This is a genomic window from Aeromonas sp. R4-3 (genome assembly GCF_040908275.1).
Taxonomy (GTDB): domain Bacteria; phylum Pseudomonadota; class Gammaproteobacteria; order Enterobacterales; family Aeromonadaceae; genus Aeromonas; species Aeromonas rivipollensis.
Map to the genome: position 1 here is coordinate 21,055 of NZ_JBFODK010000020.1, position 17,969 is coordinate 39,023.

Consider the following 17,969-nt stretch of genomic DNA (forward strand, 5'->3'; position numbering starts at 1 on the left):
TTATATTATAACTCTCACAGGCTGTAAACCCCGGAGCTGTCATGACCCAACTGGTGGAGCTGAAAGAGGTCTGTCTGTCATTTGACGGACGGTCCGTGCTCGACAAGGTCTCCTTTACCCTGAACAAAGGCAAAATCACCACGCTAGTCGGCCCCAACGGGGCGGGCAAGAGCACCCTGAGCAAGCTGGTACTGGGCCTGCTCAACCCGGACTCCGGCAAGATCATTCGTCGTCGCGATCTGCGGGTCGGCTATGTTCCCCAGCGCCTCTATCTGGATCCCACCCTGCCGCTGACGGTGCGCCGCTTCCTGCAGCTCGGCAAGAACAGCCGCCTCTCCATCGAGGAAGCGCTGGAGCGGGTCGGCGCCCAGGAGCTGCTGGACAACCGGATGCAGAAACTCTCCGGCGGCGAGATGCAGCGAGTGCTGCTGGCCCGTGCCCTGCTGGTCAAGCCCGAGCTGCTGGTGCTGGACGAACCGGTCCAGGGGGTGGATATCACGGGCCAGATCGAGCTTTACGCCCTGATCGGCCAGCTGGCGGCCGAGTTCAACTGCGCCGTGCTGATGGTCTCCCACGATCTGCACCTGGTGATGGCCAGCACCCACGAGGTGATCTGCCTCAATCGCCACATCTGCTGCCACGGCGAGCCGGAGAGCGTGGCGCGCCACCCCGAATTTGCCCGCCTGTTTGGACGCCCGGAGCGGGAGGTGCTGGCGGTCTATACCCACCATCATCACTGCGACGGCGAACACCATCATCATGAGCCGCAGGTCCCCGTCATCCGCCTGCCGTCTCGCAATCCATAAGCGCAGTTAAGGACATTCAAGTGGACAGCTTTCTGTTATATGCCCTCGCGGCCGGCCTCGGCATCGCCCTGCTGGCCGGGCCTCTCGGCAGCTTCGTGGTGTGGCGCAAGATGGCCTACTTCGGCGACACCCTCTCCCACGCCTGTCTGTTCGGCATAGCGCTGGGCATACTGCTGCAGGTGGATCTCACCCTGGCGGTGGTAGTCTGCTGCCTCGCCATGGCCATGCTGCTGGTGATCATGAGCCGCAACCAGCAGGTGGCGACCGACACCCTGCTCGGCATCCTGGCCCACAGCGCCCTCTCCCTTGGCCTGGTCACCTTGAGCTTCATGGACAATGTACGGGTGGATCTGATGGCCTACCTGTTCGGCGACCTGCTCTCGGTGCAGCCCATGGACCTGCTCTGGATCTACGGCGGCGGCGCCCTGGTGCTGCTCACCCTGTGGCGGCTGTGGGATCCCCTGCTCTCCATGACCATCTCGGAGGAGCTGGCGCGGGTGGAAGGGGTGCGGGTCGACGTGCTGCGCTGCGTGCTGATGCTGCTGATAGGCCTGGTGATCGCCGTGGCCATGAAGTTTGTCGGGGCGCTGATCATCACATCCTTGCTGATCATTCCCGCCGCCACCGCCCGCCGCTTCAGCCAGACGCCGGAGCAGATGGCCGGCTTCGCGGCCCTGATCGGCTGTCTCGCCGTGCTGGGGGGCCTGACCCTCTCCTGGTACCAGGACACCCCCGCAGGCCCCTCGGTCGTGGTCTGCGCCACCAGCCTCTTTATCCTGAGTCAGTTCAAGAAAGCCTGAGCCTGGAGTGGCCTGATCCTAGTTATCAGGCCACTCCGAATCTCGGCCCCTCGTTCATCCCCTGCCCTTTGTTTATCCTGAGCCGGCAGCCCACCGGCTAGAGCGGCATGCTCTGGCGCGTCTCCATCATCAGCCATTGGCGCAGCCGGCTGATGGCGGGCTCATGGGCCCGGGATCGCTTGCAGGTGAAGTAGAAGGCATCCCCCGTCTCCAGCTGGTGCACCGGCAAGGCCACCAGCTGGGGATCGTCCGGTCGCAGCATGTAGTCGTTCACAAATGCCACCCCCTGATCCCAGGCCGCCGCCTCCATCGCCAGCAGCACATGACTGAAGTGGTGCATCCGCGCCTCGTCCGGAATGACCAGCCCCCCCGCCTTGGCCCAGCGCTGCCAATCCTCCCCCCGCGCCTTGTAGATGGACTGCACCGAGAGCAGCGGCAACTGCCAGATGGCGGCAGGCCACTCTCCCTCCACCTGCTGCAACAGGCGACGGCTGCAGACCGGAAAGAGCCGCTCCCGATAGATGAGATCGTGGCAATAGCCGCGCCCGTGGGGGGAGACGGTAATGAAGCAATCCGCCACCCGATCGGAGAGTTCGGGATCTTCCGCCACCATCTCGAGGCTCAGATCCAGCTCGGGGTAGAGCTGGCGCAGCCCGGCCAGCCTGGGGATCAGCCACTTCACCGCGAACGAGCTGTAGACCGCGAGCCGCAGCCGCATCTCGCCGCCACCGCGCAGCTGTTCGCTGCTCTGGGCTATCTGGCCGAGCCCGGCGGAGATCCCCTCGAAATAGCTCTCCCCCTGGGCGGTCAGTGACAGCAGGCGCCCCTGGCGCAGCAGCAGCCGCTCCCCCAGAAAGTCCTCCAGCAGGCGGATCTGGTGGCTGACCGCGCTCTGGCTGACATTGAGCTCCAGGGCCGCACGGGAGAAGCTGAGCAGGCGGGCAACCGCCTCGAAGTATTGAACGGCGCGCAGGGGAGGTAGCTTCATTATCCAAAATTCTCATGGATGGTGATTTTTTATCATTTTACTGGATAACGGGCGTCAGACTACCCTTCCCTCATCTAACGTGGGAGGTGGTATGAACGCAGTCGGGATTGGCATCCTCTATCTGGTGCTGGGCAACATGGTGGCGGTCTTCTCCGATGCGCTGGTCAAGGTGCTGGAGCCGAGCCAGCCGGTGTTCCAGTTCGTCTTCTTCCGCCAGCTCTCCGCCGCCCTCCTGCTGGCACCCTGGCTGCTCTGGTCCTGGCGCCGCAACCCGCCGGTGGCCATCAAGTGGCACCTGCTGCGGGCCCACATCTGGGCGATCGGCGTCTGCCTGATGGTGGTCGCCCTCACCCGCTTGCCGCTGGCTACCGCCAATGCCCTCTTCTATGCGGCCCCGCTGCTGATGGTGCCGCTCGCGGTCTGGCTGGCAGGGGAAGCGCTGTCGCGCCAGAAGGTGCTGACGGCCCTGGTGGGTTTCATCGGTGTGCTGATAGTGCTGCGCCCGACCGAGGTGAACTGGGCCGCCCTGGCGGCGCTCGGAGTGGCGCTCTCCATGGCGGTCAACAACCTGCTGATCAAGCGGATCCCCCTCCAGCAGCCCATAGCCCAGACCCTGTTCTTCACCAACGTGCTGAGCATGCCGATCATACTGGCGCTGGCCTGGTGGGAAGGGGGAGCCTGGCAGTGGCAGATGTGGTGGCCCGCCTTCGGCTCCTCGGCGCTGATCATGGTCTATGCGGGCTTGTGCGTGGTGGCCTATCGCAAGGCGGAGGCGAGCAAGATCGCCTCGGCGGAGTACACGGGCCTGCTGATGGCGGTCGCCATCGGGGTCTGGTTGTTCGACGAGCAACCGGGTCTGCCGCTGCTGCTGGGGTGCCTGTGCATCATACTGCCGCTGGTCGCCATGGCGCGCGGCAAGTCAAAACCGCTGGCCGAGCCGGCGGTCTGAATCAGAGCAGCAAGGGGGCAACCCTCTGCTGCAGATGGGGGATCACCTCCTGCTCGAACCAGGGATTCTTCTTGAGCCAGAAGGTGTTGCGGGGGGAAGGGTGCGGCAGCGGCAACCAGGCCGGGCCATAGTCAGCCCAGTTGCGCACCGTCTCGGTAAGCGAATCCTTGCCCGCCTCCCGCAGATAGTGGCGCTGGGCATACTGGCCGATCAGCAGGGTCAGCTCTATGTTGGGCAACAGCATCAGCACCTTGTCGTGCCAGGTGGGTGCGCACTCGGGTCTGGGCGGTAGATCCCCCGACTTGCCCTTGCCGGGGTAGCAGAGCCCCATCGGCATGATGGCGATGCGGGACTCGTCGTAGAAGGTGGCTTTGTCCACCCCGAGCCAGTGACGCAGCCGATCGCCGGAGGGATCATCCCAGGGGATGCCGCTGGCATGGACGCGGGTACCGGGCGCCTGACCGATGATCAGCAGGCGAGCACGCTCGCTGCCGCGGATCACCGGCCTGGGCCCCAGCGGCAGGTAGGCCTCGCACAGGCGGCAGGCCCGGATCTGTTCAAACAGCAGGTCGAGTCGGTTCATGGCCTGATGGTAACAGAGTTTCCGGCAGGATCCCGCTTGTGGAACCGGCGGCAGATACTTATCATGCGGCCACATTTGTTTAATTTAATAAACGGAAAGCGATGAAGAACTGGCTGGGCCCCGGCAGTGCGGCCCTCTCCTTCGTGCTCTGGGGCATGCTGCCCCTCTATTACCAGTTCATGCCCGAGATCAACATGTGGGAGCTGCTCTCCCACCGGGTACTCTGGTCTGTCATCCTGCTGGGCGGCCTCTTCCTGCTGCTCGGGGTGCGGGTCCCATGGGCACGCCTGCGCAGCGAGCCCCGCCAGCTTGGCCTCATCCTGCTGGCGGGCCCCGTCATGTCCATCAGCTGGTGCATGTTCACCTGGTGCCTGACCACAGGCCAGGTGCTGGCCACCAGCCTCGCCTTCTTCATGACGCCGCTGTTCAACATCGCCTTCGCCGTGCTCTTCCTCAAGGAGCGGCTCACCCCCCAGAAACATCTGGCGGTCGCCCTGGCCCTGGCGGGGCTGGCCTACATGCTGTTCTCCTACGGCGAACTGCCCTGGTTCTCCCTGATCATGGGGGCCAACTTCGCCTTCTACGGCCTCATCAAGAAGAAGGTGCGCCACGATGCCGGTGTCAGCCTCTATCTCGAGTCCCTGGCCCAGCTTCCCGTCGCCCTGCTGATCCTCGCCTGGCTGGGGCTGCACGGCATAAGCCAGTTCATGGCCGGTGACTGGGCCGACAAGCTGCTGTTGATGGGCACAGCCCCCGCGACCCTGCTGCCGGTGGGGCTGTTCTGCTACGCAGTGGCACGCACCCGCATGAGCACTGTTGGGCTGCTGCAATACATAGAGCCGAGCCTCGCCTTCCTGCTCGCCATCTTCTGGTTTGGCGAGATCCCGGATCCGGTGAAATCGGTGGGCTTCGCCTTCGTCTGGGCCGGCCTGCTGGTGAGCCTGCTGCCCCTGCACCTGCTCAGGCGCGGCGGGGTCGAATGGCGCAAAACATGAGCATGACCATCGCGGCCGATACACCGTCCCCCCGCTGGTTTATCTATCTGGTACGCACCGGCGCGGGCTCGCTCTATGCGGGGATCAGCACGGATCCCGAGCGGCGCCTGCGCCAGCACCAGAGCGGCAAGGGCGCCCGTGCCCTGCGTGGCAAGGGGCCGCTGACCCTGGTGTGGCACCAGGGGGTGGCAGACAAGGGCGAGGCGCTGCGCCTCGAGTATCGCCTCAAGCAGCAGAGCAAGGCATTCAAGGAGCGCCTGGTACTCGACCCCGAACTCTGGCACGACTGGAGCCGGCCCTGGCTGAGCGCCGCCGCAGCCCCCATCAATCCGTCCCCCTGAACCAGCCGCCATAAAAAAGGCCACCCAAAAGGGTGGCCGTAAAGGGTCAGGGAGGTTTAACGGTAGGTGTTCGACTGCTTGCGCCTGTGGCTGAGCAACCAGCACACCGCCAGCACCAGCAGCAACCAGGGCGCCAGCTTGATGATGAGGGCAAACATGCCGGCCAGGGCGCCAAACAGCACGAAGACCCCGCTCACCAGCAGCATGGCCAGCACGGTAAAACCGGTCAGCGCCATGGTCACCAGCACCAGCATCAAGACGATAAATTCCAGCATGTTGTGCTCCTCACAGGCTTGCAGTGGCCGGCGGTTCTGATCCGGGGATCAATCCAGCCAGCGTTTCAATTCACGACGGGGCGGCATGACAAGCACCGCCAGCAGATAGAGGGCCAGGGCCAGGGGCGGCATCAGGATAAGCGCCAGCAAGGCCAGCACCCGCACCGTCACCCTCGAGATCCCAAGCCCGTTGGCCAGACCGGCACAGACCCCGGTCAGCTTGCGATGGGCCAGATCTTTGGGCCAGGGGCTCATGGTTATGCCTCCGCCTTCCGGCTTTTCAGGCGAGCCAGCTCGCGCTCAATCTCATCGTTCAACTCCAGCTCGCGGAACTGGGCCTCCAGCGAGGGATTCTGCCCCAGGGTAGCCGCCTCCAGCTGGGCTTCCAGCTGATCGACCCGGCCCTGAAAGCCGTCGAAGCGGGCCATCAGCTCATGCATGCGCTGGTTGTCCACCTGGGCGCGGGCACGGATCCGGCTGTGGGCAGTCTGTTCGCGCAGGGTCAGCATCTTCTGCTTCTCGCGGGCCTCGGTCAGCTTGGTCGCCAGCCGCTCGCTGTCGGCGGTGAGCTGGGCCAGCACCTCGGCTACCCGGGCCTTGTCCTGCTCCAGTTGCTCGCACTTCTTGACCTCGGCCAGCTTCTCCGTGAGGGCGGCACGGGCCAGATCCTCACGTCCCTTCTGGATGGCGAGCTCAGCCTTGGCAGACCACTCCTGGATCTGGTGGCGCAGCGCCTGCTGATGGCGCTCCAGCTGTTTCTGTTCGGCGATGACGCGGGCAGCCTGGGTTCTCATCTCTATCTGCACCTGCTCCATCTCTTCGATCATCAGACGCAGCATCTTTTCCGGCTCTTCACTCTTGTCGAGCAGGCTGTGCAGGTTGGCATTGATCACGTCAGTCAGGCGGCTGAATACGCTCATGGTCTGGCTCCTTGTTCATGGGGATGGCTATCTCTTCCCATGGCATTACAAGAGCCGTGCCAAGATAATTTATTGTTGCTTTACAGATAGATGGAGATTCGACGTTGCCATCTCAAGGCCATGAGTTGGTAAAAATGGCCAACATGGTGGTGATTTTAACCAATAAAAAAGGGAGCCGGCGGCTCCCTTCATGCAGTTGGGCTCAGACATCAGGCGGCCGGGCGATGGCCCAGCTTGCCATCCAGCTCCGCCAGCTTGGCTTCCATCTTGGCCCGGCAGGTATCCGACAGATCGCGGATGCCGGCGGCGCCGTGCTCCTTGCTGCACAGGGGGGGCAGCATCTCCAGCAGCACCTCGCCGTTGTCCCAGCGGTTCAGGTCAACCTGACCGAAGTAGCTGGAGCAGACGATGGGCACCACGGGCACTTCGGCCTGGACGGCGGTGTGGAAGGCGCCGGCCTTGAACGGCAGCAGACCGCGGCCCTGGGAGCGGGTCCCTTCCGGGAACATCCAGATGGAGGTGCCGTGATGCTTGATGCGATCCACCACCTGGCCTATGGTGCCGATGGCGCGGGAGCGGTTGGATCTGTCGATCAGCACGTTGCCGGAGAGCCAGAAGATGAGGCCGAAGAAGGGCAGCCACAGCAGGCTCTTCTTGCCCACCGCCACCACGCCGGGGCGCACGGCACCGGTCACGGTGAAGATGTCGAAGTTGCTCTGGTGATTGCAGACATAGACGGCAGGCCCCGCCGACTTGACCTCGTCCGGAATGGTGACCCGGACCTTGAGCCCGATGAGCGGGCAGACGGCATGGTACATGCGGGCGAAAACATAGACGTTGTTGGGGTGGCGCGGACGCACCAGACAGAGCAACAGACCAAACACGAACCAGAAGATGAGCAGCAGGGTAAGCAGCAGCACACGGGCAAGTTTGAGCATCGAACACCTCGGAATTTGACTCGGCGCAGTATACTGGTCCCCCTTTTAGCGAACAAGCGTTCGCCAGACAGAACCGACCACCCCAGATGGAGCATGTGGTCGCATCGAATCCCGCTGGCTTGCTCACGCCACCATTGATCGATAGGATATGCCCCATTCAACAGGGTAGGACGAGCATGATTTTGCGACAACGCGTGGCGACAAGACTCCTGCTGCTGGTCTGCATCCTGGTGCTCAACTGTGCGGCCCAGCCGCTGGCCAGGCTGGCACAGCTCGACCAGGCCCTGAGCTGCCAGATGCTCCCCCTCTCCTCGTCCAGCGCCGATGCAAACGAGGGGCAAGCCGCGACGCCCCAGCCCAGCAGTTGCCAGCTCAACGGCAAGTGGCTCAGTGCCGCCAATCTGCTCTGCGCCGAGCAGATCTTCTTTGCCATCGCCTTCGTGATTGCCCTGCTGGCGCCCCTGTCGCGCCGCGCCCCTGCGCTTCCTCCTCCCATCAACATCTCGCCTCCCGAACGGCGACTGCACCTCACCCTCTGCGTCTGGCGGGAATGAGTCTGCGGCGGTTTTCTCCACCCTGACTTTCATTTTCAAGAGACAAACACATGTCAAACATCATCAAGACCGCCCTGTTGCTGAGCGGTCTGCTGTGGCAATCCATGGGGTTGGCCAGCGACACCGGCTGGCTCACCAGCCCCCAGAACGATCACGCCAAGGTGCGGCTGCAAGCCGACACCCGGGATCCCGCCGCCCCCCGGGTGCTACTCAACCTGCAGCTTGAATCCGGCTGGAAAACCTATTGGCAGAACCCGGGGGAAGGCGGCATAGCCCCCGAGATCCTCTGGGATGAGCCCCAGCCCGCGGCGCAGTGGCACTGGCCAGTGCCCAGAAGGTTCGACGTCAGCGGCATCTCGACCCAGGGCTACCAGGGGGACGTCAGCCTGCCCATCAGCCTCACCCGCAGCGGCGGCGAGGCACTGACGGGCACCCTGCGCCTCTCGACCTGCAGCAACGTCTGCATCCTGACCGACTACCCCTTCACCCTGGTGCTGGACGGCGCTGCCCCTGAGGGGTTCGACCTTGCCTATGCGAAGGCGATGAGCACCCAGCCGCAGGCCATGCCGGACACTGTGACCCTAAAGGCGGGCTACCGGCAGAACCAGCTGCAGCTGACCGCAGACAACCACCAGGGCTGGCAGGATCCCCAGGTGTTTCTCCACCGCCTGGAGGGGGCCGAGTTTGGCGAGCCCAGCCTGGAGGTGCAGGGCAACACCCTGATCGCCCGCATTCCGGTCAGCGATGGCTGGCAGGGGGATGCCCCCGATATCCGTCATCAGCCACTCGGGTTGGTACTGGCGAGCGGCGAGCAGGCCTGGCAGAGCGAGGTCCGCATAGGTGAACCCCTGACCCTGCCGAGCGGCGGCCAGTCGCTGCTCTGGCTGCTGGGAGCCGCGCTGCTGGGGGGGCTCATCCTCAACCTGATGCCCTGCGTGCTGCCAGTGCTGGCCCTCAAGCTGGGATCCGTGCTGCAACTCGAGAGCCGGGAGCGCCGCCCGGTGCGCCTGCAATTCCTGGCGGCCAGTGCCGGCATCCTGGTCTCCTTCTGGGCGCTGGCGCTGATGAGCACCCTGCTGCGCGCCACCCAGGGGGCCGTCGGCTGGGGCATACAGTTCCAGAGCGTCTGGTTTATCGGCTTCATGGTGGTGGTGACGGCGCTGTTCTGCGCCAATCTGCTGGGGCTGTTCGAGCTGCGGCTGCCGAGCAAGCTCAATACCCGCCTGGCCACCAGCGGCGGCCAGGGCCTGGGGGGTCACTTCCTGCAGGGCTGCTTTGCCACCCTGCTGGCCACCCCCTGCTCCGCGCCCTTCCTCGGCACTGCGGTCGCCTTTGCCCTCGGGGCGCCGCTGGGTCAGCTCTGGCTCATCTTTACCGCGCTGGGTGTGGGCATGAGCCTGCCCTGGCTGCTCATCGCTGCCGTCCCCCGCCTGGCGCTCTGGCTGCCGAAGCCGGGCCGCTGGATGGGGCGCCTGCGCACCCTGCTCGGCCTGATGATGCTGGGCTCCAGCCTCTGGCTGCTCAGTCTGCTCGGCAATCACATAGGCCCCTTCTGGATGCTGATCCTGATGGCGCTGATGCTGGTCGCCCTGCTGCTGGCCGTGGTGTGGCGCCACGGCATACGCGCGCTGACCCTGGGGCTGGCACTGGGCTGCCTGCTGGGCGGGGCCCTGCTGCTCGGTGGCGCCTTCACCCTGGACGGCAAGCCCCAGCAGGACAGGGTCGACTGGCAGCCGCTCTCTGAGCAGGCCATAGCGCTGGCGCTGGCCCAGAACAAGCGAGTCTTCGTCGATGTGACCGCCGACTGGTGCATCACCTGCAAAGCCAACAAATTCAACGTACTGCTGCGAGATGACGTGCAGCAGGCCCTGAGCGCCCCCGATGTGGTGGCCCTGCGCGGGGACTGGAGCCGCCCCTCCGACAGCATCGCCAGCTTCCTGCGCCAACGCGGCAGCGTGGCCATTCCTTTCAACCAGATCTACGGGCCCGGCCTGACGGATGGCGAGATCCTCTCCCCCCTGCTGGACCGATCGACCCTGCTTGCCACCCTGGCGCAAGCCGGTATTGCCCCCTCTCAAGGAGAAACCAAATGAAACCGACCCTGCTCGCCCTGACCCTGCTGGGCACACTCTTGACCCCGTCCCTGCACGCCGCCCCCTTCACCCCGGAGCAGGAGGCCCGCATCAAGGAGCTCATCCGCGAGACCCTGGTCCAGAATCCGAAGATCCTGGATGAGGCGGCCGAATCCTGGGAGAAACAGAACGCCGCCGCTCAGGCGGCCCAGCTCGGCGACTTCATCAAGGGCAACAAAGATGTGCTGTTCAACAGCGCCACCAGCCCGCGCCTGGGGGCCAAGAACCCCAAGCTGACCCTGGTGCTCTTCACCGACTACAACTGCCCCTACTGCAAGCAGTTCGATCCAGCGGTAGCCAAGCTGCTCAAGGCCTATCCGAACGATCTGGGGCTGGTGATCAAGCTGCTGCCGTTCAAGGGACAGACCTCCGCCAAGGCGGCCCAGTACAGCCTGACCCTGTGGCAGCAGGATCCGGCCCGCTTCCTCGCCCTGCACGACAAGCTGATGAGCAAGCAGGGCATGCTGACCGAGGCGGACATCAACAAGGCGCTGGCGGCCACCGGCAATGTGGCGCTCAAGCCTGAGGGCAAGGCCACAGAGGAGCTGCGCAATAGCCTGCGCATCGGCACCCTGCTTGGGGTGCAGGGCACACCGGCGACGCTTATCGGCAACCAGCTGGTGCCGGGCGCGCTTCCCTATGAACAGCTCGAGCAGCTCGTGAAAACTGAACTGGCGAAACTGGGGTAACCAATGACCGAGACAGTCACCCCCAGACCCCGCTGGCGACGCTGGGGCAAGGAGGCGCTCTGGCTGCTGCTGTTTGCCCTGGTCATCACGACCCTGATGGATCTGTGGCGTAGCCCGGCGCTGCCGGAGGGGAGCCCGCTGCCTGTGCTGACCCTGCAAGATGGCACCCAGGCCGACCTGCAGGCCATGAGCCGGGACAGGCCGCTGCTGGTCTACTACTGGGCCAGCTGGTGCGCCGTCTGCCGCTTCACTACCCCGACGGTGGAGCAGCTCTGGCAAGAGGGCGGTAACCTGCTGACGGTGGCGCTGCGCTCCGGCGACGACGCCAGGTTGCAACAGGGCATGGCCAGGAAGGGGCTGACCTTCCCCACCCACAACGATGAGCAGGGGGCGCTCGCCGCCCGCTGGCAGGTGAGCGTCACCCCCAGCTTCCTCATCATCAAGGAGGGCAAGGTGGTGAGCAGCACCACGGGCTGGAGCAGTCGCTGGGGCTTGCAGCTGCGGCTGCTGTGGGCCAGCTGGCTGGCTTGAGCCCCCTCACAATGAGCAGAGCCCGGTATGACTACCGGGCTCTTTTTTTATCTGAAGGCCGAACTTGCTGACTCGCCCCCTATTGCGCCGGTGACATGGCCCCCTGCCCGATCCGGGCCTTGACGCTGGCCCGCTCGGCCTCGTCGATCACGCCGTCAGCGTTCTTGTCCAGACGGGTGAAGAGGCTCTCATGGCGCTGGATGAACTGCGCCTTGGTCGTATCCTGCATCGGCCTCATGTTGCCCATCTTGCCCGGCATGGCCTTGCCCGATTGCTTCATCGCCTCTTGCATTTTGGCCATGGCGACCTCTTTCTCGGCAACCGACAGGGTGCCATCACCGTTGCTGTCTTGCCGGGCGAAGCGCTGCTCGGCTCTCTCCATAAACTGGGCCTTGGTGACATCCCCCTTGAGCAGCACCAGCGGCTCATCGAGGCTCTCATCGGCGGCGATGGCGAGGCCGCCCAGCAGCACCAGAGGCAGAAGATAAAGTTTGAACATGGCGGTTAATTCCTTTTGGTGGCCGCGATCTTGTCGAGGCCTGATGAGGATCGCCAGGGCAGGTCCCTTGTCACATGCACGTCCGGCGATTTGGTACCGGCATGGGCGCACTGTCGCCCGTCACGGATACCCTCTGTCAGTGTAGTCCCCATGCAGGGGCCCCACGCCAGACGGGCTGGCAAGCCGCTTAATGACGACCGGGCTCCCCGTTCGCCCCGGGTCGCTGCCATATCGCGTCCTATTCATGGCGGTGGCCGGTGGTTTCCGTTAAAATGACGGGTTTTTACCGTGCCTGGTTCCCCAAGCCCCATCAGGCGCCAGCATTGTGACTCTGATGATGCCAGTGATGCAGGATCTGCCATGAACAACTACTTTCGGGTGCTGGGCGTCAAGTCCAACGCCAGCGAAAACGACATCAAGAAAGCCTATCGACGGCTGTCTAACCAGTACCACCCCGACAAGCTGCTCGGGGCGACGGATGAAGAGCGAGAGCAGGCAGCCCTCAAGCTGCATCAGGTGAAGAAGGCATACGAGGTGCTTTCCGATCCCAAGGCGAGAGCCGCTTTTATCAAAGATTTCAACAACGTCATCGTGACCGATCCCGCTGCTGCCATGCAGGAGATGTGGGACCAATTCTACCCCTGAGGGCGCTATGCAAAAAAAATGGGACCAGGCTCGACTCAAGGCGCTGCAAAGTGATGCCAGCGAGAACATCGAATCCTACCGGGATCAGGATCAGCCCAAGGCACTCGAGCAGTTCACCGGCAAGATGAAGGCCTTGCTGCTGGCCGACATCAGCATGCTGGAGTTCATGCCCGAATACCTGCCGCTGGCCCTCTATGGCCGGGTGCAGTTCCCGCCCAAGGCGAAGCCGCAGTGGGCCAGGTGGCTCGCCGACGGCGTACAACCCTCATGGGACGAGTTCAAGGTGTCGGTGGCCTTCAACAACGCCGATCTGCCGCTGGTCAAGGCGGTACGAGCCCAGAGCGAAGATCAGCTGATCGAAGCCTGCGCCGTGCTCTACCTGCTGGACAACCCCCTGCCCCGCGGTGGCCGTCGTGCCGATGACGACTACGAGTTGCGCGACGACGAAGATGACGACGGGGAAGATGCCGACGCCGACTATCATGGCGGTGATGGCGAAGAAGACGATCAGGACATGTACGACGAAGTGCGTTTCTAATTTGAGGCAAAGCATGAACAGTCTGATAGAAATTACCGCCATCGAGATCAAAGAGCTGGCCGTGGTCGAGCCCAAACAGGCCAGCGAAAAGTTCGAGCTGATCGCCAAGACGATGTCCGACGAGCAACTGGCCGAAGTCATTGAAAAAATTGATATCGTCACCCTGACCCAGATCAACGGCCAGCACGACATCTCCTTCCCGTCCATCATCTCCGAGCTGATGACCCCGGAGCGGATCCGCGACATCGTCTGCCAGCAGCCTCTCTACTGGGAGGAGGCCATCAAGAACAATGCCGAGGAGCTGCAACAGCACACCTTCGACTTCCTCAACTACCTGATCCGCACCCAGGACAGCGAGGCCAAACAGCGCGAGATCCTGGAGTGCATCGCCGAGGATCCCGCCGGTCTCTTCTACCTCGCCATCCCCTTCATCGAGTTCTATCGTGGCGATCGCTACGAGGATGAAGAGGGCTATAGCGATGGCCTGCACGCCGAAGAGGAAGATCTCGAGGAGTCCCTCGCCTACAGCGAGCGCCAGCAGAGCGAGGATGCCCACGACTACCCGCTGGATGATCCGAGAAGCCTCTTGATGCTGATCCGCGAGCAGGCTCCCGAGGTGGAGAAAGCCATCAAGTCGCTGCTGCGCAGTGAGAACGCCACCTGGGAGGGGATCATCAACAAGTTCGCCAACGAGCTGGTGATGCAGGCCAAGGAGAAGAACCAGGTCAGCGACGAGTACGACGAAGTGGACGACATGTTCAGCTTCCTGGATTGAGGAGAGCCCTATGCAACTAGTCATCCGCGAGGCCAACGAAGGCCCCTTCCTCACCCAGGTGCTGCGCTTTGGCGCCGAGCGTGAACTCCTGAGCGCCCAGCAACTTGCCGCCATCAAGGGCAAGGCGGTGCTGATGAGCCTGAAATTCGCCGACAAGTACTACAACAAGTACAAGATGCACCTGCTGGAGCAGGCCGCCCACGACGTCATCGGCGTGGTGAGCTTGGGATTGCAGGAGCTCTCCGGGCGCGACACGGCCCGGGCCCTGGCCCTGCTGCAGGCGCCGGAAGGCCCCATCAAGCCGTTCCAGAAGGGCTGGTCCATGCTGATCTCCGTCAGCCCCAGGCAGACCGGCAACAGCCTCTATGGGGACGTGGATGCCAGGCTGCTGGACAAGATCTCCAGCCCTCCCGATGTGGAGGAGTGGCAAGGGTGGCAGGAGTACGAGAAGGCACTGACCGAGCACAACAAGGTCCGCCTGATGGGGCTCATCGATCAGCACTTCTTCGCCTGCGAGAGCGATCACCCCACCATGGAAGACAAGCTGGCCGAGGCCCTGCTCTACCGCATCCTCTGTGGCAAGGGCAGCGGCGCCGCCCCCCTCAAGGTGAAACAGGATCTCAAGCGCCGGCTGGCGCGGGAGATTGAGCTCGACGAGGCCTGGTACGACACCGCGCATCTGACCACCCAGCTTGCCCTCATGCTCGCCGAGCTGCCCGCCGACATGGCCGCATCCCTGCGCCAGGAGCTGAGCCCGGGCTTCGTGCCCAACCTGCTGCACACCCTGGGGTTTGTGCGCCAGTACCAGCAGCAGCAAAGGGAGAACGCCTCGCCGGAGAAGCTCGACAACTTCGAGATGCGCGCCGGCCTCAGGCACCCCCTGCTCGGTTGGCCCCTCTACCACGACTTCTAGGGCGCTTGTCTGCCTTGAGAACTTGTCCCCCAACGCCCGGCTCGCCGGGCGTTGTCATCTCTGCGCTCCCACAAACAGGCGCCGCCAATAAAAAGTGTCCCTATAAGCGCTAGCGTACAGACGCCCCTGCCGGGGTGAGGGAAGATGGCCCCATCACGAACAGGCGCAGGTCGCGCCGACCGATATACGGCCCCCTGGCGCGTCATCCCCTGCGCCCTGGCGTCCCCTGAACCAACCACTATCCGGGCTGATGCGTCGGGGTCCGGGTCGGGATCGGCAACCCCACCGGGATGGCTTGCCGCATACCCCAGGCGCATTGCACAACATCAAGAGGTAACCCCATGAACAAGCTCCATGGTTTGACACGAGGGGCGGTGGCAATGGCCCTGCTGATTGGGCTGGCAGCCTGCTCCGGCATGTCGCAACAGGGCAAGAGTACCGCCGTGGGTGCCGGCATAGGTGCCGTCGGCGGCGCCGTACTGACCGGAGGCAGCGCGGCCGGCACCATAGGTGGTGCCGTCGTCGGTGGCGTCATCGGCCACGAGATCAAGAAATAGGTCTCCCCCTCCCTTCTCATCCAGCGCCCGATCCGTCGGGCGCTGTTCTGCCTGAACTCATGACCCCCAATGCCGGCCGGGTGGCGCCAACTACCTCCTCAGCGTCATTGGCCCACATTTTGTCGGGGATATAATGGCCCCCTCATACCGACCGCAGGGGAGCGCCGTGAGCAGAAAGCCCGACAGGATCACCGCCATGCAGCAGATCATCGATGCCGTGAAGCAAGAATTCCCGCTCTATCAGCCAGATACCTTCAAATGCGGGCCCGACAACAGCTGCATCGGCTGCCCCAAGAAGCTGATGGAGCTGGTGGATACGGATCTCTGCTACTGGCAATATCAGATCCAGCGCGGCATTGCGCCCAGCTTCGACGAGCTCAACCGCTTCGGCAAGATGTGCAAGAACATCCGCCGGGCGCTGGTGCGCAGCGGCCGCATCCCCGCCTGATGCTTTGCACCCGCATCTGATAAGGTGTGACCGACAGGCCCGGATCGGGCACTAGCGAGAAGGAGACCAAGATGACCCAGGAGCGGATCCAGACCCGATATAAGCTGGCGGGCCCCTTTGCCACTCAGGCCGAGTTGGAGCAGGCCATAGCCGGGGCAATAGAGCACCACAAGCAGGACTTCTTCCCCCTGCTGGAGCGGCTGGTGGACGTGGGGGACACCAGAGTCAACCTGAGCCAGCAGAACCCGCTGCGGGTGCTTGGCATAGCGCTCGACGCCGCAGACGCCACGGGCACGGCCCAGCTCAACTACGAGTCCAACTTCGCCGAGAGCTGCCTCATCATCAACGAATATGACCAGCACCAGACCAGCGTGCCTTTTCGCCTGGAAGGGAACGAGCTTGTCTTCGACCTTGAGCTACCCATCGCCTGGAATTTCAATAATTAATACTTCGGCGGTGCGATTCACCTTGTTTATTGCGCCCTGCCGGCTCTTGAGCACTGATAAGGACATTAGATGCATATTCACCAGGCAACCTCCGTTGATATCGACGATCTCACCCTCTTGTTTGATGCCTATCGCCAATTTTATGGACAAGAACCGGCGCCCATGGCCGCAGCCGCCTTCATTGCCGAACGTCTTGCCAAAAGTGAGTCTGTTATCTTTCTGGCTCGCAGTGAGACGGGTGAAGCCATTGGCTTTGCTCAGCTTTATCCCGCCTTCTCATCCGTTGCGATGAAGCGGATGTGGTATCTCAACGATCTGTTTGTCGCAGCATCGGCCCGCCAGCAAGGAGTCGCGAGAGCCTTGCTAAAACAGGTGGCGACCTTTGCCAGGGAGACGGACGCACTGACGGTCAAACTGGCCACAGCCGTATCCAATCTGCCCGCAAAAGCCCTCTACGAATCGGAGGGATATCAAAAGGTTGTCGCCTTTGATCACTATACCCAGCGGGTTTAGCGAGCAGGGTTGAGCGACGCAGCCTCATCGGCCATGGCGCTGCTCCCGTCGCCACAGGCAAAGAGGGGGAAAAGATTGGGTGTCCGCAGCATAGTAGCTGCCAGGAAGGCAGGTGCTCCGCAATAACAGCTTGATGGTCGATCGTTAAATAAAGAGGCTGACGTGGCCACTCAGCCGCTCCACTTGGTGTAGGGTTGTCTCCATGCCAACTGAATGAACTATCGGGGGTCAGCATGGGTGAGCACCAATCAGCAGCAAGGCCGGAATTGAATGACGGTGATTGCTATGGCTTCGAGCGCAACAGTGCCGGGGACTTCCCCTTCTATCGCCAGTCCCCAAATGCCTTGTCTGGCCGCAGCTGGGTGCTGATCCTGCTGGGAGTGGTGCTGGGTTTTACCGTGCTGACGGCGCACATAGGGTTTTATAAAACCACGGTGGGCGGCTTTGTCCCCGCCATCCTGTTTCCTCTCATCCCCCTGGCCGTGCTCGCCATGGTGGCGGGGAAGGCATGGCGATCGCTGTTTCGAACGCCGACGGGGCGGGATGTCCTCTTGATGCTGGCGATTGCCGGCGTCAACATCCTGGTCTCGGTCGCCGTTGCCTTGGTACTGCAGCACCTGTTCAAGATGAGTGAAAACCCGGTCAACGCCATGCTGGCGGAGGCCTCCAATACGGCGCGCATCCTCTTTTATATAAAAACGGCGCCCCAGCTCTTTGGCGAGGAGGTGGTCTCCATACTGCCTTTTCTGGCCATCCTCTGGTTTTGTCACACCAAGCTCAGCCTGAGCCGCAAACGAGCGCTGCTCACCGCCTGGCTCTGCACCGCCCTTATCTTCGGGGCCATGCACCTGCCCACTTATGACTGGAATTTTCTGCAATGTTTTCTGGTGATCGGCACGGCCCGCATAGTGCTGCTCAGTGGCTACATCATCACCAAAAATATCTGGGTATCGACCGGCGCACACATCATCAATGACTGGCTGCTGTTTACCGTCATGGTGCTGCTGCGTGGTGGCCAGGCCGGCATATAAGACCAACAACAGGCCGGGGCATGATCACAGGAAAGGAGCCTTGCTGGCTCCTTTTTCCATTGCCCATAGAAAAGGCGAGGCCCTTGCCTCGCCTTTGCCTGCA

General features: G+C 63.0%; 25 protein-coding genes. 18 read left to right on the top strand and 7 right to left on the bottom strand.

Going from position 1 to position 17,969, the window contains the following annotated elements; translation table 11 throughout:
- The first annotated feature begins 41 nt into the window (after positions 1 to 41).
- Together znuC and znuB are read left to right on the top strand one after the other, a co-directional pair.
- Positions 42 to 806: a zinc ABC transporter ATP-binding protein ZnuC gene (gene znuC / locus AB5Y91_RS03750; protein ID WP_262112744.1), complete on the top strand. Its 765-nt coding sequence runs from the start codon at positions 42 to 44 to the stop codon at positions 804 to 806.
- 20 nt (positions 807 to 826) lie between these two features.
- The gene (gene znuB, locus AB5Y91_RS03755) at positions 827 to 1,606 is read left to right on the top strand and encodes a zinc ABC transporter permease subunit ZnuB (RefSeq protein ID WP_025325606.1); all 780 of its coding nucleotides are present in this window, start codon (positions 827 to 829) and stop codon (positions 1,604 to 1,606) included.
- 97 nt (positions 1,607 to 1,703) lie between these two features.
- On the opposite strand, the gene AB5Y91_RS03760 is transcribed toward znuB, so the two are convergent.
- Positions 1,704 to 2,594 carry a LysR substrate-binding domain-containing protein gene (locus AB5Y91_RS03760; protein WP_025325605.1) on the bottom strand — a complete coding sequence of 297 codons (891 nt, stop codon included), beginning with the start codon at positions 2,592 to 2,594 and terminating at the stop codon, positions 1,704 to 1,706.
- Positions 2,595 to 2,685: 91 nt separating this feature from the next.
- Between AB5Y91_RS03760 and AB5Y91_RS03765 the strand changes: the two genes are divergently transcribed.
- Positions 2,686 to 3,543, top strand: coding sequence for a DMT family transporter (locus AB5Y91_RS03765; protein WP_368169109.1), 858 nt, complete (start codon positions 2,686 to 2,688; stop codon positions 3,541 to 3,543).
- A 1-nt stretch (position 3,544) separates the two neighbouring features.
- Here AB5Y91_RS03765 and AB5Y91_RS03770 read toward each other — a convergent pair whose 3' ends face one another.
- On the bottom strand, positions 3,545 to 4,126 hold the full coding sequence (locus AB5Y91_RS03770) for a uracil-DNA glycosylase family protein (RefSeq protein WP_368169110.1): 582 nt from the start codon (positions 4,124 to 4,126) through the stop codon (positions 3,545 to 3,547).
- A gap of 101 nt (positions 4,127 to 4,227) precedes the next feature.
- On the opposite strand from AB5Y91_RS03770, the gene rarD reads away from it, so the two are divergent.
- Positions 4,228 to 5,121: an EamA family transporter RarD gene (rarD, locus tag AB5Y91_RS03775; RefSeq protein ID WP_163147994.1), complete on the top strand. Its 894-nt coding sequence runs from the start codon at positions 4,228 to 4,230 to the stop codon at positions 5,119 to 5,121.
- Positions 5,118 to 5,462, top strand: a complete 345-nt coding sequence (locus AB5Y91_RS03780) for a GIY-YIG nuclease family protein (protein ID WP_368169111.1) — start codon at positions 5,118 to 5,120, stop codon at positions 5,460 to 5,462. The genes rarD and AB5Y91_RS03780 overlap by 4 nt, the downstream gene beginning before the upstream one ends.
- Positions 5,463 to 5,518: 56 nt before the next feature.
- Here AB5Y91_RS03780 and pspG read toward each other — a convergent pair whose 3' ends face one another.
- The 4 genes from pspG to AB5Y91_RS03800 all read right to left on the bottom strand — a co-directional run bounded on the left by pspG (position 5,519) and on the right by AB5Y91_RS03800 (position 7,595).
- Positions 5,519 to 5,737, bottom strand: coding sequence for an envelope stress response protein PspG (gene pspG, locus AB5Y91_RS03785; protein ID WP_163147996.1), 219 nt, complete (start codon positions 5,735 to 5,737; stop codon positions 5,519 to 5,521).
- Positions 5,738 to 5,785: 48 nt separating this feature from the next.
- Positions 5,786 to 5,992, bottom strand: coding sequence for a PspC domain-containing protein (locus tag AB5Y91_RS03790; protein ID WP_005331055.1), 207 nt, complete (start codon positions 5,990 to 5,992; stop codon positions 5,786 to 5,788).
- 2 nt (positions 5,993 to 5,994) lie between these two features.
- Complete coding sequence (pspA, locus tag AB5Y91_RS03795) at positions 5,995 to 6,657, bottom strand: phage shock protein PspA (RefSeq protein WP_163147997.1); 663 nt, start codon at positions 6,655 to 6,657, stop codon at positions 5,995 to 5,997.
- 209 nt (positions 6,658 to 6,866) lie between these two features.
- Entirely contained in the window at positions 6,867 to 7,595 is a 729-nt protein-coding gene (locus AB5Y91_RS03800) for a 1-acylglycerol-3-phosphate O-acyltransferase (protein ID WP_106885064.1), read from the bottom strand.
- A gap of 176 nt (positions 7,596 to 7,771) precedes the next feature.
- Between AB5Y91_RS03800 and AB5Y91_RS03805 the strand changes: the two genes are divergently transcribed.
- From AB5Y91_RS03805 to AB5Y91_RS03820, 4 genes are read left to right on the top strand one after another with little or no spacing between them, the layout of a single operon-like run.
- Complete coding sequence (locus AB5Y91_RS03805; RefSeq protein WP_005331045.1) at positions 7,772 to 8,149, top strand: hypothetical protein; 378 nt, start codon at positions 7,772 to 7,774, stop codon at positions 8,147 to 8,149.
- Positions 8,150 to 8,199: 50 nt separating this feature from the next.
- On the top strand, positions 8,200 to 10,242 hold the full coding sequence (locus AB5Y91_RS03810) for a protein-disulfide reductase DsbD family protein (RefSeq protein WP_368169112.1): 2,043 nt from the start codon (positions 8,200 to 8,202) through the stop codon (positions 10,240 to 10,242).
- Complete coding sequence (locus AB5Y91_RS03815; protein ID WP_368169113.1) at positions 10,239 to 10,970, top strand: DsbA family protein; 732 nt, start codon at positions 10,239 to 10,241, stop codon at positions 10,968 to 10,970. Before AB5Y91_RS03810 ends, AB5Y91_RS03815 begins: the two co-directional genes overlap by 4 nt.
- Before the next feature lie 3 nt (positions 10,971 to 10,973).
- Positions 10,974 to 11,501, top strand: coding sequence for a protein disulfide oxidoreductase (locus tag AB5Y91_RS03820; protein ID WP_303806882.1), 528 nt, complete (start codon positions 10,974 to 10,976; stop codon positions 11,499 to 11,501).
- A 79-nt stretch (positions 11,502 to 11,580) separates the two neighbouring features.
- Here the strand turns inward: AB5Y91_RS03820 and AB5Y91_RS03825 are convergent, their stop codons facing one another.
- The gene (locus AB5Y91_RS03825; RefSeq protein ID WP_106885069.1) at positions 11,581 to 12,000 is read right to left on the bottom strand and encodes an EF-hand domain-containing protein; all 420 of its coding nucleotides are present in this window, start codon (positions 11,998 to 12,000) and stop codon (positions 11,581 to 11,583) included.
- Between the two features lie 360 nt (positions 12,001 to 12,360).
- Here AB5Y91_RS03825 and AB5Y91_RS03830 point away from each other — a divergent pair, with 360 nt between their 5' ends.
- From AB5Y91_RS03830 to AB5Y91_RS03870, 9 genes are all read left to right on the top strand, one after another.
- On the top strand, positions 12,361 to 12,645 hold the full coding sequence (locus tag AB5Y91_RS03830; RefSeq protein ID WP_163135706.1) for a J domain-containing protein: 285 nt from the start codon (positions 12,361 to 12,363) through the stop codon (positions 12,643 to 12,645).
- A 7-nt stretch (positions 12,646 to 12,652) separates the two neighbouring features.
- Positions 12,653 to 13,183 (top strand): hypothetical protein, encoded by a 531-nt coding sequence (locus AB5Y91_RS03835; protein ID WP_168236347.1) that lies wholly within the window; start codon positions 12,653 to 12,655, stop codon positions 13,181 to 13,183.
- A 13-nt stretch (positions 13,184 to 13,196) separates the two neighbouring features.
- Positions 13,197 to 13,958: a hypothetical protein gene (locus AB5Y91_RS03840; protein ID WP_163135710.1), complete on the top strand. Its 762-nt coding sequence runs from the start codon at positions 13,197 to 13,199 to the stop codon at positions 13,956 to 13,958.
- A gap of 10 nt (positions 13,959 to 13,968) precedes the next feature.
- Positions 13,969 to 14,871, top strand: a complete 903-nt coding sequence (locus AB5Y91_RS03845; protein ID WP_168236346.1) for a hypothetical protein — start codon at positions 13,969 to 13,971, stop codon at positions 14,869 to 14,871.
- A gap of 341 nt (positions 14,872 to 15,212) precedes the next feature.
- Positions 15,213 to 15,428, top strand: coding sequence for a glycine zipper 2TM domain-containing protein (locus AB5Y91_RS03850; RefSeq protein WP_163135714.1), 216 nt, complete (start codon positions 15,213 to 15,215; stop codon positions 15,426 to 15,428).
- A 196-nt stretch (positions 15,429 to 15,624) separates the two neighbouring features.
- Positions 15,625 to 15,876, top strand: a complete 252-nt coding sequence (locus AB5Y91_RS03855; RefSeq protein ID WP_162520044.1) for a hypothetical protein — start codon at positions 15,625 to 15,627, stop codon at positions 15,874 to 15,876.
- 71 nt (positions 15,877 to 15,947) lie between these two features.
- Positions 15,948 to 16,322: a hypothetical protein gene (locus tag AB5Y91_RS03860; RefSeq protein WP_368169114.1), complete on the top strand. Its 375-nt coding sequence runs from the start codon at positions 15,948 to 15,950 to the stop codon at positions 16,320 to 16,322.
- Between the two features lie 69 nt (positions 16,323 to 16,391).
- Positions 16,392 to 16,835, top strand: coding sequence for a GNAT family N-acetyltransferase (locus tag AB5Y91_RS03865; protein ID WP_368169115.1), 444 nt, complete (start codon positions 16,392 to 16,394; stop codon positions 16,833 to 16,835).
- A 233-nt stretch (positions 16,836 to 17,068) separates the two neighbouring features.
- Positions 17,069 to 17,866 carry a CPBP family intramembrane glutamic endopeptidase gene (locus AB5Y91_RS03870; protein ID WP_368169116.1) on the top strand — a complete coding sequence of 266 codons (798 nt, stop codon included), beginning with the start codon at positions 17,069 to 17,071 and terminating at the stop codon, positions 17,864 to 17,866.
- Positions 17,867 to 17,969: the final 103 nt, after the last annotated feature.